Annotated in this window: 14 protein-coding genes and 1 pseudogene; 4 read left to right on the top strand and 11 right to left on the bottom strand. The window is 72.2% G+C overall.

Going from position 1 to position 14,795, the window contains the following annotated elements; all coding sequences use genetic code 11:
- Positions 1-18: 18 nt before the first annotated feature.
- From AB0L75_RS12205 to AB0L75_RS12215, 3 genes and pseudogenes are all read right to left on the bottom strand, one after another.
- Positions 19-2,003, bottom strand: a pseudogene (locus AB0L75_RS12205) (ABC transporter ATP-binding protein).
- Between the two features lie 287 nt (positions 2,004-2,290).
- Positions 2,291-2,698: a hypothetical protein gene (locus AB0L75_RS12210; RefSeq protein ID WP_365179809.1), complete on the bottom strand. Its 408-nt coding sequence runs from the start codon at positions 2,696-2,698 to the stop codon at positions 2,291-2,293.
- Positions 2,699-2,874: 176 nt separating this feature from the next.
- Positions 2,875-3,825 (bottom strand): ATP-binding protein, encoded by a 951-nt coding sequence (locus AB0L75_RS12215; protein WP_365179191.1) that lies wholly within the window; start codon positions 3,823-3,825, stop codon positions 2,875-2,877.
- Between the two features lie 230 nt (positions 3,826-4,055).
- Between AB0L75_RS12215 and AB0L75_RS12220 the strand changes: the two genes are divergently transcribed.
- Positions 4,056-4,916 carry a helix-turn-helix transcriptional regulator gene (locus tag AB0L75_RS12220; protein WP_365179194.1) on the top strand — a complete coding sequence of 287 codons (861 nt, stop codon included), beginning with the start codon at positions 4,056-4,058 and terminating at the stop codon, positions 4,914-4,916.
- On the top strand, positions 4,917-5,171 hold the full coding sequence (locus tag AB0L75_RS12225) for a DUF397 domain-containing protein (RefSeq protein WP_023551555.1): 255 nt from the start codon (positions 4,917-4,919) through the stop codon (positions 5,169-5,171). It begins immediately after the preceding gene.
- A gap of 143 nt (positions 5,172-5,314) precedes the next feature.
- Here AB0L75_RS12225 and AB0L75_RS12230 read toward each other — a convergent pair whose 3' ends face one another.
- The gene (locus AB0L75_RS12230; protein WP_365179197.1) at positions 5,315-6,784 is read right to left on the bottom strand and encodes a PLP-dependent aminotransferase family protein; all 1,470 of its coding nucleotides are present in this window, start codon (positions 6,782-6,784) and stop codon (positions 5,315-5,317) included.
- 46 nt (positions 6,785-6,830) lie between these two features.
- Here AB0L75_RS12230 and AB0L75_RS12235 point away from each other — a divergent pair, with 46 nt between their 5' ends.
- Entirely contained in the window at positions 6,831-7,349 is a 519-nt protein-coding gene (locus tag AB0L75_RS12235) for a carboxymuconolactone decarboxylase family protein (protein ID WP_365179200.1), read from the top strand.
- A gap of 170 nt (positions 7,350-7,519) precedes the next feature.
- Here the strand turns inward: AB0L75_RS12235 and AB0L75_RS12240 are convergent, their stop codons facing one another.
- The 4 genes from AB0L75_RS12240 to AB0L75_RS12255 form a co-directional block, all read right to left on the bottom strand.
- On the bottom strand, positions 7,520-9,007 hold the full coding sequence (locus tag AB0L75_RS12240; protein WP_365179203.1) for a glutamate synthase subunit beta: 1,488 nt from the start codon (positions 9,005-9,007) through the stop codon (positions 7,520-7,522).
- A gap of 240 nt (positions 9,008-9,247) precedes the next feature.
- A complete protein-coding gene (locus AB0L75_RS12245) occupies positions 9,248-9,727 on the bottom strand; it encodes an anthrone oxygenase family protein (protein ID WP_365179812.1) in 480 nt (159 codons plus the stop codon).
- Between the two features lie 79 nt (positions 9,728-9,806).
- The gene (locus AB0L75_RS12250) at positions 9,807-10,502 is read right to left on the bottom strand and encodes a DUF2293 domain-containing protein (RefSeq protein WP_365179206.1); all 696 of its coding nucleotides are present in this window, start codon (positions 10,500-10,502) and stop codon (positions 9,807-9,809) included.
- 44 nt (positions 10,503-10,546) lie between these two features.
- Positions 10,547-10,714: a hypothetical protein gene (locus tag AB0L75_RS12255; protein WP_365179209.1), complete on the bottom strand. Its 168-nt coding sequence runs from the start codon at positions 10,712-10,714 to the stop codon at positions 10,547-10,549.
- Positions 10,715-10,885: 171 nt separating this feature from the next.
- On the opposite strand from AB0L75_RS12255, the gene AB0L75_RS12260 reads away from it, so the two are divergent.
- Positions 10,886-11,518 carry a uridine kinase gene (locus AB0L75_RS12260; protein WP_365179212.1) on the top strand — a complete coding sequence of 211 codons (633 nt, stop codon included), beginning with the start codon at positions 10,886-10,888 and terminating at the stop codon, positions 11,516-11,518.
- Between the two features lie 31 nt (positions 11,519-11,549).
- Here AB0L75_RS12260 and corA read toward each other — a convergent pair whose 3' ends face one another.
- The 3 genes from corA to AB0L75_RS12275 form a co-directional block, all read right to left on the bottom strand.
- Entirely contained in the window at positions 11,550-12,677 is a 1,128-nt protein-coding gene (corA, locus tag AB0L75_RS12265; RefSeq protein ID WP_365179215.1) for a magnesium/cobalt transporter CorA, read from the bottom strand.
- A gap of 245 nt (positions 12,678-12,922) precedes the next feature.
- Complete coding sequence (locus tag AB0L75_RS12270) at positions 12,923-13,846, bottom strand: PfkB family carbohydrate kinase (RefSeq protein WP_365179218.1); 924 nt, start codon at positions 13,844-13,846, stop codon at positions 12,923-12,925.
- The gene (locus AB0L75_RS12275; protein WP_365179221.1) at positions 13,843-14,751 is read right to left on the bottom strand and encodes a pseudouridine-5'-phosphate glycosidase; all 909 of its coding nucleotides are present in this window, start codon (positions 14,749-14,751) and stop codon (positions 13,843-13,845) included. Before AB0L75_RS12275 ends, AB0L75_RS12270 begins: the two co-directional genes overlap by 4 nt.
- Positions 14,752-14,795: the final 44 nt, after the last annotated feature.

Here is a 14,795-nt window from a genome sequence, read left to right on the forward strand (position 1 = left end):
TGCCGCCACCGGGTCGGCTCAGGCCGGCTTCGGCGCCGGTACCTTCGCCGTGAACTGCTCGGCCTGGAGGGCGTACAGCTCGGCGTAGACACCGCCGCCGGCCAGCAGCTCCTCGGGCGTGCCGGACTCCACCAGCCGCCCGTGCTCCAGCACATGCACCAGGTCGGCGTGCCGGACCGAGGCCAGCCGGTGGGTGATCAGCACGACCGTCTGCCCGTTGTCGGCCAGCGCCCGGATCTTCTCGAACACCTCCAGCTCGGCGCGCGCGTCCAGCGCGGCCGTCGGCTCGTCCACGATCAGCACCCGCGCCCGCCGGTACGCGGCCCGGGCGATGCCGAGCCGCTGCCACTGACCGCCGGACAGCTCGTGCCCGCCGCTGAAGTCGCGGGCCAGCAGCGTGTCCAGGCCGCGCGGCAGATCCGCGACCACCTCCCCGGCCCCCGCCTCGGCGACCGCCTCGGCCAGGCGTTCCTCGGTGATGGGCGCACAGGAGCGGCCGACGGCCACGTTCACCCGGGCCGTGAACGGCCAGCGCTTGAAGTCCTGGGCCACCATCGCGATGCGCTCGGCGAGCAGCCGCCGGTTGGCGCGGGCCGCGTCGACCTCGTCCCACAGGATCCGGCCGCGGTCCGGGGTGTACAGGCCCGCCAGCAGCTTGACCAGCATGGACTTGCCCGAGCCGTTCTCGCCGACGAGCGCGATGATCCGGCCGAGCGGCAGGGTGAGGGTGACGTCGTCCAGGGCGGGGCGGGCCGAGTCACCCGGATAGCTGAAGGTGACGTGCTCGAACCGGATCTCCCGCGGATCCTCCGGCAGCGGCTCGCCGCCCGCCGGGACGGCGCGCTCGGCCGCCTCCACGTAGAGCCGCTGCAGATCCGCCACGAACAGGGCCTCCTCGTGCAGCTGGTTGATCTCCAGCACCAGCCTGTCCAGGCTCGCCGCTCCCGTACGGATCGCGATCACCGCCGTACCGGCGACCGACAGGGCCATCGCGCCGGCCAGCAGCAGCGCGCCCAGCGTGGCGTAGGTCGCGAGCGTGGCGAGGCCCGTCCAGCCCGCCGCGATCAGGCTGGTCCGGGCGGCCAGCCGGGACAGCCGGGCCTGCTCCGCCTCCGCGGTCTCCGACATGGACCGGAAGTGCCGCAGCAGGAACGGGCCGACCCCGTGCACCCGGATCTCCGGGGCCGCGGCGGGCTCGGTGAGCAGATGGCTGATCAGCCTGCCGGCGCGGGCGTGCTGGACCCAGACATGGAAGGACGCATAGCGGCGCCGGGCGTTGGGCAGCGCGCTCCAGGCGCTGGGCAGGGTCATGGTGGCCAGCAGCGGCAGCAGCACCGGATGCAGCACCGCCAGTACGCCCGCCGCCGTGGCCAGCGAGATCAGCGCGCTGATCACCCGGGTGCCGTAGGAGATCATGCGGCGCGCGGACTCGGCGCCGTACTGGGCGGTGTCCAGCAGCTTGTGGAAGGCGTGGTCCTCGATGGCGGCCAGCTCCACATTGGCCGCCCGCTCCAGATACAGCTCGGTCGCCACCCCCCGGTGCAAGCACCGGCTCCACTGGAGCGGCTTCGCCGCGCCCCCTACTGGGGCTCCAGCCGCCCGGTCGCGTAGGTGGAGGCCGCCCGCAGCAGCACGGAGACGAGGGACACGGCGGCCATGGCGATCAGGGCCGGAGCCGCCGCGCACAGCCGCTGCCCGATGTCCGGGCCGGTCAGCAGGCTGCCGAGCGCGCTGTTCACGGCCAGCAGGCTCATCGCCTGGGCGGCGCCCCGGACCACCTCGGCGGCCAGGACGATCCGGGCGGCCCGGGCGTCGGCCCGCAGGGCCAGCCGGAGGCTGGACGCCAGCATGCCGGGCAGCCGGACCACCATCGCGCGAAAGCTCAGTTCCAGGAAGGCGTCCGCATGCTCGTTCCATCCCGTGTCGTACCGCAGCGGCCCGCCGACGAGCAGCCGCTCCGACTCCGACACCGTGGGCTCGGGCGTCCCCCGCCGCTTCCTCACCACCGACCTCCCCGGTGAATCGCCGAACGGCCACTGTCCCCGGACGGGCCGATGGCGGGGCAGGGCGCGTCGGGGAGTGCGAGGGGATCGAAAGGGGTGTACGGCGGGACTCGGCGGAGGGGTCGGCCCATCAGCCGATCTGGGTCACCCGGCCAAGGGGCGCGGGGCCGTGTCCGATATGCGGCTACCGCCGTGTGGGCGCGACAAAGCACGGACGTCCCGCAGCCGCTCCTGTGAGCCAGTACCCGGCACCCTGGCGGGCACCGCGGCCGAAGCAAGCGCGGCGACTACACCGAGACCGCCCGAGACCAGTCCGGGGTCGTCCCGGTCACCCGGCACAGGGAGAGGTAGAGCGGGATCGGCGGGGTGTACGGCACCGTGCCGTCCGGGCGGTGGATGAGCCGGGCCGTGCCGCTGACCAGGGCGCCGGGGGCGTAGTGGGCCGGGGACGGCCAGGGAAGGGCGTAGTCGGAGTCCGACGGAACGATCCACCACCAGCGGGCGCCGTCGGTGTACACACAGCCCAGCCGCGGCAGCCGGGGGACGACCAGCGGGCCGAGACGGTCGGGAACCGCCACGGCGTCCCAGCCGAGCGGTGCGGTCATGCCCTCCGGCAGAGTGAGCCGACGGGGCGCGTCCGGGACGGACCTGCGGCGCTGCAGCCGCACCAGGGTGTCCAGGCCGAGAGAGCCCACGGAGCCTCGGTCGGCGGGAGCGACGGGGGCGGGCCGGAAGGGGCGTGCGGCGCCGTTGCGGTCGATGCCGGCAGAGCCGTCCTGATCCCAGCCGCTGTCCTCACGCCCGCCCGAGTGAGCGCCGCCGTACTGCTCGGAGTCGGCGCCGCCCTGCGGGACGGAGTCGCGGCCGCCGGTCACGGGCGCTCCCCGGCGTGGCGTTGCTCGGGGGCCCGGTGCAGGGGCTGGTGCGAGGGCCGGTCCGGGGCGCGGTGCCGGTGCGGCTCTGGCGTCCCGTGCCGGTGGGACTCCGGCGTCCAGTGGCGCTGCTGCTGTTCGGGGAGCTGAGGTGGACGGTACTGCTGCTCGAAGGGCGGGCGCAGACGGTGCTGCTGGTCGGAAGGCCGGTGCAAGGGGTGCGGCTCGTCGGAGGGCTGGTGCGGCGGGTGCCCGGAACCCGGGTGCCGGCCCTCCGGTGACTCGTCCTCGTCGGAGTCGTCCGGGCGGCCCGGCTTGGTGCGGGCGCCCCAGCCGAGGTCGTTGCACGGATCCGCGATGCCGTAAGCGGTGCTGCCGTAAGCGGTGCTGCCGTAGGCGGTGGTGTCGTGAGCCGCGGTCTCGTGGCCCGGGGTGTCGTGGACCGGGGTCTCGGGGGCGGCGTCGGTCCGGCGGGCCAGCTCGGCCCAGACCAGCAGCCCGGGGCCGTGCTCCTGGGCGCCCCAGGCCCGGCACAGCGCGTCGACGAGAAACAATCCCCTCCCGTGCTCCTCGTCGGGTCGCTGCGGGGACGGGTGGGGTTCGCCAGGGGCACAGCCCCAGTCGCGTACGGCGATGCGCACGGTGTCGTCGTGGTCGTGCAGCTCGCACACCACGCGATTGCTTGCTGTGTGCACGATCGCGTTCGTGACCAGCTCGGATATGACCAGGGCCGCGCTGTCACAGGTGTCCGCGCACACCGACCAGCGGGTCAGCCGGGCATGCGTCAGGCGTCTTGCCTGGGCGACGGAACCCGGATGTGCGGCCAGCTCGAAACGGAACCGGCGCCGGGCAGCGCCCCCCTGAGGAGCTGCTCCCGTGGCGGCACCGAGACCGGGACGGTCTGCGGCGGCGTCTGTTCCTAAGGGCGCGGACGGAATCACGCTTGCCACTATCTCCCCGCCGTGAACACTTGGCAAGTGTCACTCTGAAAAATGCAGAGTGCTGTGTGACTCGGTCAAAGGCCGTGGCACACTGCTCGCAACAGCACCTAGAGCGGCGCCAATTGGGAGCATCGGAGATCCGCCCGGTCTTCGAATGTATCTTCGAATGGCGCCGCAGGGCTGTCGGAAACATTTCGGTGGAGCTGTCCAGCTGTGGAGCTTTCGGTGGAGGTGGGAGCGTGAGCGAGCCGCGGTCCGCGCCGACGGTGGGTCAGGTGGTCCTCGGTCGGCGCCTGCTGGACCTGCGGGAGCGCGCCGGGCTGAAGCGCGAGGAGGCCGCCCGCGTCCTGCACGTCGCTCCCGCCACCGTCCGCCGTATGGAGATGGCCGAGGTCGCCCTCAAGATCCCGTACCTGCAACTGCTGCTCAAGGCCTACGGCGTGCCCGACGACGAGGCCGAACTCTTCGTCCAGCTGGCCGAGGAGGCCAACAGGCCCGGCTGGTGGCAGCGTTTCCACGACATCCTGCCCGGCTGGTTCTCGATGTACGTCAGCCTGGAGGGCGCGGCCAGCCTCATCCGCTCCTACGAGCCGCACTTCGTCCCCGGCCTGCTCCAGACCGAGGACTACGCGCGCGGTGTGCTCAGGTCCGGTGCCATCGGCGAGACCAGCCCGGACGACATCGAGCGGCACGTCGCCCTGCGCATGCAGCGCCAGCAACTGCTGACTCGTCCCGACGCACCCCGCTTCTGGGCGGTGATGGACGAGACCGCCCTGCGCCGCCCGGTCGGCGATCCGGAGGTGATGCGTGCGCAGATCGACAAGTTGCTCGAGGCCACGAAGCTGCCCCATGTGACGCTCCAGGTCGCCCCGTTCGCGAGCGGGCCGCATCCGGGGACGTACGGGCCGTTCGTGCTGTTCCGATTCGCCATGCCGGAGTTGCCGGACATGGTCTACAGCGAGTACCTGACCGGCGCCGTCTATCTGGACGCGCGCACCGAGGTGGCCACCCACCTCGAGGTCATGGACCGCATGGCGGCGCAGGCCGCTACGGCACAACGCACGAAGGAGATCCTCCGGGATCTCCGCAAGGAGCTGTGAATGGACCGCATAGAGCCGCGTGGACACGTCTACAACGGCATGCCTGCGCGGGAGTTGGGCAGTGAGGGCTGGCACAAGCCCTGGAGCGGCGGCAACGGCGGAAACTGCCTGGAGGCGATGAAACTTGCCGACGGCCGGATCGCCGTACGCCAGTCCACCGACCCGGACGGCCCGGCGCTGATCTACACCGCGGACGAGATGACCGCGTTCATCGAGGGAGCCAAGGCGGGGGAGGCCGACTTCCTGCTGTCCTGACCCTGACCATGTGTTGTTTCTCGCTCAACTTACTTGTTGTAGTACCGATTTGATGATTGAACGCGTCAGGCACTCACGGAGTTCCGCAGGACAGGGCAGAACAGGACAGGGCCTGCCCCTCCTCAGCAGGAAGGCCCCGCCCCTCACACCGGCGGCAGCACCCCGCACAGAGCCTCCAGCGCCGCGCCGTAGGCGTGCTCGGCGGCGGCCGCGTACCCGACCACCAGTCCGTCGCTCGGTCCGTCACCCAACGCGTCACCCAACCCGTCCCCCAGCCCGTCGTCCGCCGTCGTCTCCGCCTCCGGATGCCGGAACGCGGCGAGTCCGTCCAGGGCGACGCCCTGCCACGCGGCGGCCTTCACCGTGGACCGCTCGGTGCCGGGCGGCAGTCGCAGCACCGCGTGCAGTCCGGCCGCGATGCCCGTCACCTCGACATGCGGGGCGTGCGTGGCGAGCGCGGCGACGAGCCGGTCACGCCGGTGCCGGTAGCGCTGCCGCATGCGCCGCACATGACGGTCGTACGACCCGGAGACGAGGAACTCCGCCAGCGCCAGCTGGTCCAGGACGCTCGCCCAGCTCTCCCGCTCGCCCTTCGCCGCGAGCACGGGCCCGACGTAGCGCCCCGGCAGCACCATCCAGCCCAGCCGCAGCGCCGGCGACAGGCTCTTGCTGACCGATCCGATATGGATCACCCGCTCCGGATCGAGGCCCTGGAGGGCGCCGACGGGCTTGCGGTCGTACCTGAACTCGCCGTCGTAGTCGTCCTCCAGGACGACCGACCCACGCGCGCGTGCCCAGTCGATCACGGCCGCCCGGCGCTCCGGATGCAGTGGGCCGCCGGTCGGGAACTGGTGCGCCGGCGTGAGCAGCACTGCCCGCTCCCGCCCGAGTGCGTCCACGCGCGCGCCGTGCTCGTCCAGTGGGAGCGGCGCCGTGCGCACCCCGGCCGCGGCGAGCAGCTCACGGTGGAAGCCCAGCCCGTACGCCTCCACACCCAGCGGACCGCGCAGCACCCCGCCCCCGCCCTGGCCGAACAGCAGCCGCAGCGCATGTGCGAAGCCCGAGCAGACGACGATCCGGTCCGGCTCGGTCCGCACACCACGCGCGCGTGCCAGATACTCGGTCAGCGCCTCCCGCAGCTCCCGGCGCCCGGCCGAATCCCCCGGCCCGAACGCCTCGCTCGGCGCCGCCTGCAGCGCCCGCCGGTACGCGGCCGACCAGGCGGCCCGCGGGAACGCCGAGGCGTCCGGCGTGCCCTGCCGCAGATCGTGTCGCGGGCCACGCGCGCGTGAAGGCGCCTTCACCGGCGTCCGTACGGCGTTGCGCAGCGGCTCCGCCCGGTCAGCGACCTGGGTTCCCGAGCCCTGGCGGGCGGTCAGCCAGCCCTCCGCGACCAGTTCCGCGTAGGCGTCGGCCACCGTGTTGCGGGCCACGCCCAGATCGGCGGCGAGCGACCGGTACGGCGGCAGGCGCGTGCCGGGCGCCAGCCGTCCGCTGCGCACGGCCTCCCGCAGGGCCCGGGTCAGCGCCGCCCGCCGGCTACCCGGACCGGACAGCTCCAGATGTAGATCCGCGCCGATCCGCTCGGCGGAATTGACCCATGATTCCGTCATGGAAATGCACCCTACAGCCGGTCTATCCGGCCGGTAGGTTGAAGCCATGACGACGAACACCACCGCCACCGCCACCGACTTCACCCCCGCGATCGCCGAGGCCGAGGCCTCTCGTACCCGACTGGACTTCGCGAAGTCCGCTCCGAAGGTCTTCCGCGCCATCATCGGCTTCGACGCCGCCGCCCGCGCGGGCCTCGACCCGGCGCTGGTCGAGCTGATCCAGATCCGCGCCTCGCACCTCAACCGCTGCGCGTACTGCCTGCACATGCACACGGGCGACGCCCGCAAGGCCGGCGAGAGCGAGGACCGGCTGCACATGGTCGCCGTCTGGCGCGAGGCCCGGCACTTCTTCACCCCGAAGGAGCAGGCCGCCCTGGCGCTCACGGAGGCACTGACCCTCGTGGCCGAGGCGGGCGTCCCCGACACCGTCTACGCCGAGGCCGCAGCCCACTTCGACGAGGAGGAACTGGCCCACGTCCTGGCCATGATCTGCACGATCAACACGTGGAACAGGGTGGCCCTGTCGACGGGAAAGGTGGCAGGCACGGACGAGCGGAAGGGCTGACCCGAGCCGACCGGGGGGCCTACGCTTCCAGGGCAGTGCGGGAGGGGGGAGGCGCGCGGCCGACCGCAACCGTCATTGCCACCGCCACCGCCGTCATTGCCACAGCCACAGCCACAGCCGCAGCCACCGCCCAGAACAGCGAACGGTCGGCAGGAAGCCGTCGGCCACACCTACACCCTCATCGGCCGATCCCTCGGAGAGACCGGCGCCGGCAGCTGCGAACTCCCGGTCAGATAGCGGTCGACGGCCGCCGCCACCGCCCGTCCCTCCGCGATCGCCCAGACGATGAGCGACTGCCCGCGTGCCGCGTCCCCGGCGGCGAACACCCCAGGCACGTTGGTCGCGAAGCCGTCGTCCCGCGCGATGGTGCCGCGAGGGGTGAGAGCCACTCCCAACTGCCGGATCAGCCCGTCCTCCTGGTCCGGCCCGGAGAACCCGAGGGCGATCAGCACGAGATCGGCGGGAAGCGTCCGCCCGGTGCCCGGCAGCGGGCGGCGCAGCTCGTCGACCTCCACCAGGTGCAGCGACCGCACGCGCCCGCTGTCGTCCCCGGCGAAGCGGAGCGTGGACGCCGCGAACAGCCGCGCGTCCGCGTCCGCCGCCGGCGCCGTACGCAGGTCCCGGGCCTCCTCGTGCGCGGCCGACAGCCGGTAGATCTTCGGGTACGTCGGCCACGGCTCGGTGTCCTCGTCGCGCTCGGCGCCGGGCTGCGCGTAGATGTCCAGCTGGGTCACGGACGCGGCCCCCTCGCGCACGGCAGTCCCGAGACAGTCCGCCCCGGTGTCCCCGCCGCCCACGATCACCACGTGCTTGCCGGCCGCCGACAGCGGCGAAACCTCCAGGTCCCCCTCACACACTCGATTCGACAGCGGCAGATACTCCATCGCCTGGTGTATCCCGTTCAACTCCCGGCCCTGTACCGGAAGTTCCCGCCACGCCGTCGCTCCCGTGGCGATCACCACCGCGTCGTACCGTCCCCGCAGCTCCACCGCTCCCACGTCCCGCCCGATCGCCGTCGACGTACGGAACTTCGTGCCCTCGGCCCGCATCTGCTCGATCCGCCGCTCCAGATGCCGCTTCTCCATCTTGAACTCGGGGATCCCGTACCGCATCAGCCCGCCGATCCGGTCGTCCTTCTCGTACACGGCGACCGTGTGCCCGGCCCGGGTCAACTGCTGTGCCGTGGCGAGCCCGGTGGGCCCGGAGCCGATGACGGCGACCGTCCTCCCGGACAGCCGCTCGGGCGGCCGCGGCGGGGTGAAGCCCTCCGCCCAGGCCCGGTCGGCGATCGCGCACTCGACGTTCTTGATGGTGACGGCCGGCTGGTTGATCGCCAGGACGCAGCCCGCCTCACAGGGCGCGGGACACAACCGGCCGGTGAACTCGGGGAAGTTGTTCGTCGCGTGCAGCCGGTCGCTCGCCGTCCGCCAGTCCTCCCGCGAGACCAGGTCGTTCCACTCCGGGATCAGATTGCCCAGCGGGCAGGCGTCGTGGCAGAACGGGATCCCGCAGTCCATGCACCGGTCGGCCTGCTTGCTGATGATGGGCAGCAGCGCTCCGGGGACGTACACCTCGTCCCAGTCCCGCACCCGCTCCTCGACGGGCCGCCGCGGCCACTCCTGGCGCGGCGTGGTCATGAACCCCTTGGGATCGGCCATGGTCGACTTCCTCGCGTACGGGTACCGCGCGGGTACCGGGTGTACGACGGGCCGTACGTCATCGGCGGCAGCCTTCGGCCTTCGGCCTCCAGCTTTCGGCCTGCCGTTCTCCGGCGGCAGCCTCGGCACTCTTTCGGCCACGATACGTCCGCGCCGAGCGCTGCGCAGGGTGGCGGAGAGCGCTTTCTTCCAGGGTCTGGTGCTGTCAGGGGCGGGCCGGGCGAAGGGGGCCCGGGGAGGTCACGTGAGGGCCAGCACGTAGACCAGGGCCGCAGCGGTGGCGGCGACGGCCCGGACATGGTTCCAGTACGTCCACTCGCGCACGTACGTCGGCCAGTACGCGGCGGCCTCCGGGGCGTCCGGGGACAGCCGGGCCAGTCTGGCGTTGCGCGGGACGTTCGCGACCACCGTCAGCCCGAACGAGCCGACGAGGTACAGCGCGCTGCCCAGCAGCAACTCGAGTTTCCCCTCGTCCGGCCACACCACGAACGTCACCACCGCGATCATCGCGCTCAGCACCGCCGAGCCGGTGAACACCGTCATGAAGGCCGGCCGGACGGCGGCGACAATGATCGCGTTCATCGCCGCGACGCCCTGCACGGGCGGCAGCGCGGCGAGCCCTCGCATCACGAAGAGCGAGAACGCGCCGAAGACCCCTGCCATCAGCCCGGTGCCGAGCACCCCCGCAACGACCAGCACGAAGAACGGCCCGTCGATCACCACGTCCCCTCTCGTTTCTCTTTCTCCTCTTCCGTCTCTTTCTCCCCTCACGCCGCTTCCTGCCGCTCTTCACGTGCTCTCAACCCACGTCCGCCCCGGCGTCCTGCCACGCCCGCAGCACGCTCTCCACGGCCGGGGCGATCCGGCGCCGTGCCTCGTGCCGCGCCACCCCGCTCATCAGCAGCTGGTCGTACGGCGTGTCCACATGCCGTACGGCCGCCACGACCGCCGAGATCACCGCCCCCTCAGACAGGGCTCGCCCGGCCGCGCTGCGCCCGACCCGCCCACTGCCCCGCGCGGACGCGTGCGCCGCGATGGCGCGTGCGCGGTCGGCCGGGCAGCCGGGGAACAGCCGCAGGATCTCGGCCGCGAACGCCGCCGCGAACCGCTCGTCCTCCGTCCCCCTGCGCCGCGCGTCCCGGGCCCGCCGTCGGCGCCGCGCCTCCGCGTCCGCAAGACAGCGGGCCTCGGCCCGGGCCAGCGCCGCCTCCTCCACGAGCACGCCCTGCCGCTCGTAACGGCTCTTGCGCCGGTTGAACCGCACCACCACGACCGACAGCCCGCTCTCCTCCCGGGACCTGCGGGTCAGCGCGGTGTCCCCGCGCGGCAGGAACACCAGGTGCCCGAGGTCCGCGCAGTGCAGGCAGCGCGGTGCCCCGTCCTCCAGCACGAGCAGCGACAGCGGCCCGCGCCCGCAAGCGGCGCAGCGCTTGGGTTTCAGCGCCTGGATGACGACAAGCCGACCGGGGGAGTGGGGAGTTGAGGGAAGCGCCATACGCGGTACTTTCCCCGCTGCCGCCCACACGTCCCATGCCTTGCCTACTCCGACTTCCCCTCGCGCATGTCCTCCTCCTGCATGCCGTTCTTTCGCCTGTCGATCTCCCGCCTGTCGCTCTCCTTCCCGCGCCGGAAGTTGAACACCGGCACCCGCGTACGGTGCCGCACCGGAGCCTGGTTCTCGTCCACCACGGCTACCGCTACTGCCACCGTGAGATCGGTGTACGACAGCCACGCCTCACGACCCCGCCCACCCAAGAGCAACCCCCTCACCGTTCCCGCCACTCGCGCCGCCCCAGCCGCTTTCATCGGTCCAGCACCGTCCGCCCCTTCTGCAGGCTCTGTCACCTCACCTCCCTGCCACCCGGCATCATGGGCTTTGTGCGACTCGAAGCGATCACCTGGGACCGGCTCGCCGAGCTGCTCGCCGACCGGCTGGTCGGACTGGAGCCGGCCGACGCAAGCGGCTGGCCGCGTGTCGGGTTCGACGGGGCTCCGGCTGCTCGGCCCGGCGACCTCGCCGAGCGGGTCGGGGAGGCGCTGCGGGTGCGAGGCCGCCCGTCGCTCGTGGTCGGCGCCGAGGGCTTCCTGCGTCCCGCTTCACTTCGCCTGGAACACGGGCGGCGGGACGCGGAGTCGTACTACGGCGGCTGGTTCGACACCGGCGCCCTGTGGCGGGAGGTCTTCGGCCCGCTGGACCCCGGCGGCAGCGGGCGCGTCCTGCCCGACCTATGGGACCCGGTCACCGACCGGGCCACTCGCAGCCCCTACGTCCAACTCCCGCCCGACGGGATCCTGTTGCTCCACGGCCCCCTCCTGCTGCGCCACTGGTTCCCCTTCGACCTGACCGTGCACCTCCTCCTCTCCCCCGGCGCGCTGCGCCGTCGTACCCCGGAGGCAGACCACTGGATGCTTCCCGCCTTCGAGCGTTACGAGTACGAGACCGACCCCGCGGGCACGGCCGACGTCCTGGTACGCACCGACGACCCGCGCCATCCCGCCTGGAGCGGCTGAGCCGCGCGGCCCGGCCGCCGGCTTCTGCGGCTCAGAGCCAGCCGTTGCGCCGGAAGCCCCGGTACAGCACCAGGCACGCCCCCGCCATGACGGCCATGACCACCGGATAGCCGAATCGCCAGTGCAGCTCCGGCATGTGGTCGAAATTCATGCCGTACACGCCGCACACCATGGTCGGCACGGCGATCACCGCCGCCCAGGCCGTGATCTTCCGCATGTCCTCGTTCTGCGCGACGGTCACCTGCGCGAGGTGGGCCTGCAGGATCGAGTTGAGCAGTTCGTCGAACGCGGCGATCTGCTCCTTGGCCCGGATCAGATGGTCGAGCACGTCCCGGAAGTAGGCCTGTATCTCCGGTGCGACGACCCGTATCGGCCGGGTGGCCAGGTCCTCCACCGGGCGGCCCAGCGGCACCACGGCCCGTTTCAGCTCCAGCAGTTCACGCTTCATCTGGTAGATGCGGCCGGGGTCGACCCGTGCGCCGTTCTCCGAGAACACATCCGTCTCGACCTGGTCGATATCGGCCTGTACCGCGTCCGTGACGCTCAGATAGTCGTCGACGACGTGGTCGGCGATCGCGTGCAGCACCGCCGCCGGGCCCTTCGAGAGCTGGTAGGGATGCGCCTCCAGCTCCTCGCGCAGGGGACCCAGTGACCCGTGCCGGCCATGTCGGACCGTGATGACGAAGTCCTCGCCGACGAACACCATGATCTCGCCGGTGTTCACGACCTCGCTGGTCGCCGTCAGCTTTTCGTGCTCCACGTAGCAGACGGTCTTGAACACGGCGAAGAGTGTGTCCCCGTAGTGCTCCAGCTTCGGGCGCTGATGGGCCTCGACCGCGTCCTCCACCGCCAGCGGATGCAGGTCGAACAGCTCGGCGATGCCCGCGAACTCACGGTCCGTCGGCTCATGCAGCCCCAGCCAGACGAACCCCTCGCCGGTTTTGCGCACCATCCGCACGGCGTCCACCAGGTCCGTGCACTGCGGGACGCGTACACCGTCCTGGTACATCACACAGTTGACCACCGATGAGCCCAGCGGTGACCTGGCGGGATGGCTCAGGTCCACGCGCGGCCGCCGCCTGGCCAGCCGCGCCACCTTGCGCAGGCCGCCGACCCTGCTCAACCCCGTGACCTTCCGCAGATTCCCCGCCATGGACATCTGGATCTCCTCGCATGGATCTCCTCGCACAACGCTTTCGCGCCTTGCCGGGCAAGTCTGCCAGCCGAGGGCAAAGCGCGGGTAAGCCTGTGGGAACAGGATGTTCCGCTTGGTTCCTGCCTGTGGACGGATCGATTTCCGGTTGTGGACAGGTCGGTTCCCGCCCGCCGTTGAAGGTCCTCGTCCATGTCCTGAACTGGAAGGGCCTCAGCTGCCCGTCCGCACGGTGTCGTGTCGGCCGTCGGCTACCCGTTGCTCCCCGGACGCGGTGGTCTGCCTCCCACCCGTCGTACGGCCTCCGCGCCCGCCCGGCAGCCCCGCGCCGCCGCTTCTTCCGGGTCCGCGCCCGCGAGCAGCGCGGCGAGGAACGCGCCGGTGAAGGCGTCTCCGGCGCCCGTGGTGTCCCGAGGAACCGCCGGCATCGCCGGGACCCTGACCGGCGTGCTTCCGGAGCGGGCCACCAGCGCCCCGTCCGCGCCCGCCTTGGCCACGACCAGCGGGACGAGACGGCTCAGTTTGGCCGCCGCGTCCGCCGGATCCGGCAGCCCGGTCAGCAGACATGCCTCGTCCCGGCTGGGCAGCAACAGGTCCAACCCCTCCGCGAACGCGAGGAAGCGGTCCACGCCCAGCCGCACCAGGAAGCCCGCCGACGCGGGGTCCAGGCTGACCGGCACGCCGCGCGCGCGTGCTGCCGTAAGCGCCGTGCGGGCCAGCTCCCGGCTCGCCTCCGTGAACAGCAGGTAGCCCGACAGGTGCAGCCGGGCCACGCCGTCGAGCAACCCGTCCGACCAGTCCGCGGGTTCGAGCCGCAGAGCCGCTCCGCTGTCCGTGAGGAATGTGCGCTCCGCCGCCGCACCCGTGTCGACCAGGCAGATCACCGTCCCGGTCGCCGCCGTCGGATCGACGATCAGCCGGGGCCGTACTCCCGCCGCGACCAGCTCACGCTCGTGCCACGCGGCCGCGTCCGCGCCCACCCGCCCGAGCAGCCGTACGTCCGCACAGCCCGTGTGCGCGGCCCAGCAGGCCACGTTCGCACCCGCGCCGCCCGGCAGCGTCCGGATCGTGGCGGCCGTGTCCGTGCCGTCCGCGAGCGGGCCCTGGTGCCGGGCGACCACATCCGTGACCACGTCGCCGACGACCAGCAGGGCACCGCTCCCGCCCGTGGTCACCCCCTGGTCCACGCCGTGGCGATCCGCGCCGCCAGCCGTACGTTGCCGCGCACGGCCGCCAGATTGGCGTTCAGCGAGGCGCCGTCGGTGTGCCGGACCAGGTAGTCCAGCAGGAACGGGGTCACCGCCTGCCCGGTGACGCCCTGCTCCGCGCAGACGCGCAGCGCGTCGGCGAGTACACGTGCGTGCAGCTCGGGATCGAGCTGTTCCGCCTCGGGGACAGGATTCGCGATGATCAGGGCCGATGCCGGTGCGGCGAGCGCGTCCTGGGCCCGTATGACGTCCGCGACCTGATCCGGGCTGTCCAGTCTCCAGTCGACCGGATGTCCCGAGTCCGACAGGTAGAAGCCGGGGAACCGGTCCGTGCCGTATCCGGCGACGGCGACGCCCAGGGTTTCCAGCCGCTGCAGGGTCGCCGGCACGTCCAGGATCGACTTCACGCCCGCGCAGACCACGGTGATCCGGGTGCGTGCCAGCAGACCCAGGTCGGCCGACTCGTCCTGGGTCACCGTCCACTCCCGGTGCACACCGCCGAGCCCGCCGGTGGCGAAGACCCGGATGCCCGCGAGCGCGGCCAGCTGTGCCGTCGCCGACACCGTGGTCGCCCCGCTCGCACCGGCCGCCATGGCGAGCGGCAGATCGCGGTGGCCCAGCTTGCGGATGCCGTCCTCGTTCGCGACCCGCTCCAGTTGCTCCTTGTCGAGGCCGACCCGGGGGCGGCCGTCGAGCACGGCGATGGTCGCCGGTACGGCGCCCTCCCGCCGCACGGCGTCCTCCAGCTCCAGCGCCACCTGCAGGTTGCGCGGACGGGGCAGACCATGGGCGATGATCGTGGACTCCAGGGCCACCACCGGCCGCCGTGCGTCGATCGCTTCCCGGACCTCTTCCGACACCACCAGCACCACGCACCGCCTCCTGTCCGTCGCCTTCCCTCATCTCTGGCGGGCCC

Source organism: Streptomyces sp. NPDC052101 (assembly GCF_040680235.1).
In the GTDB taxonomy this organism is placed as follows: domain Bacteria; phylum Actinomycetota; class Actinomycetes; order Streptomycetales; family Streptomycetaceae; genus Streptomyces.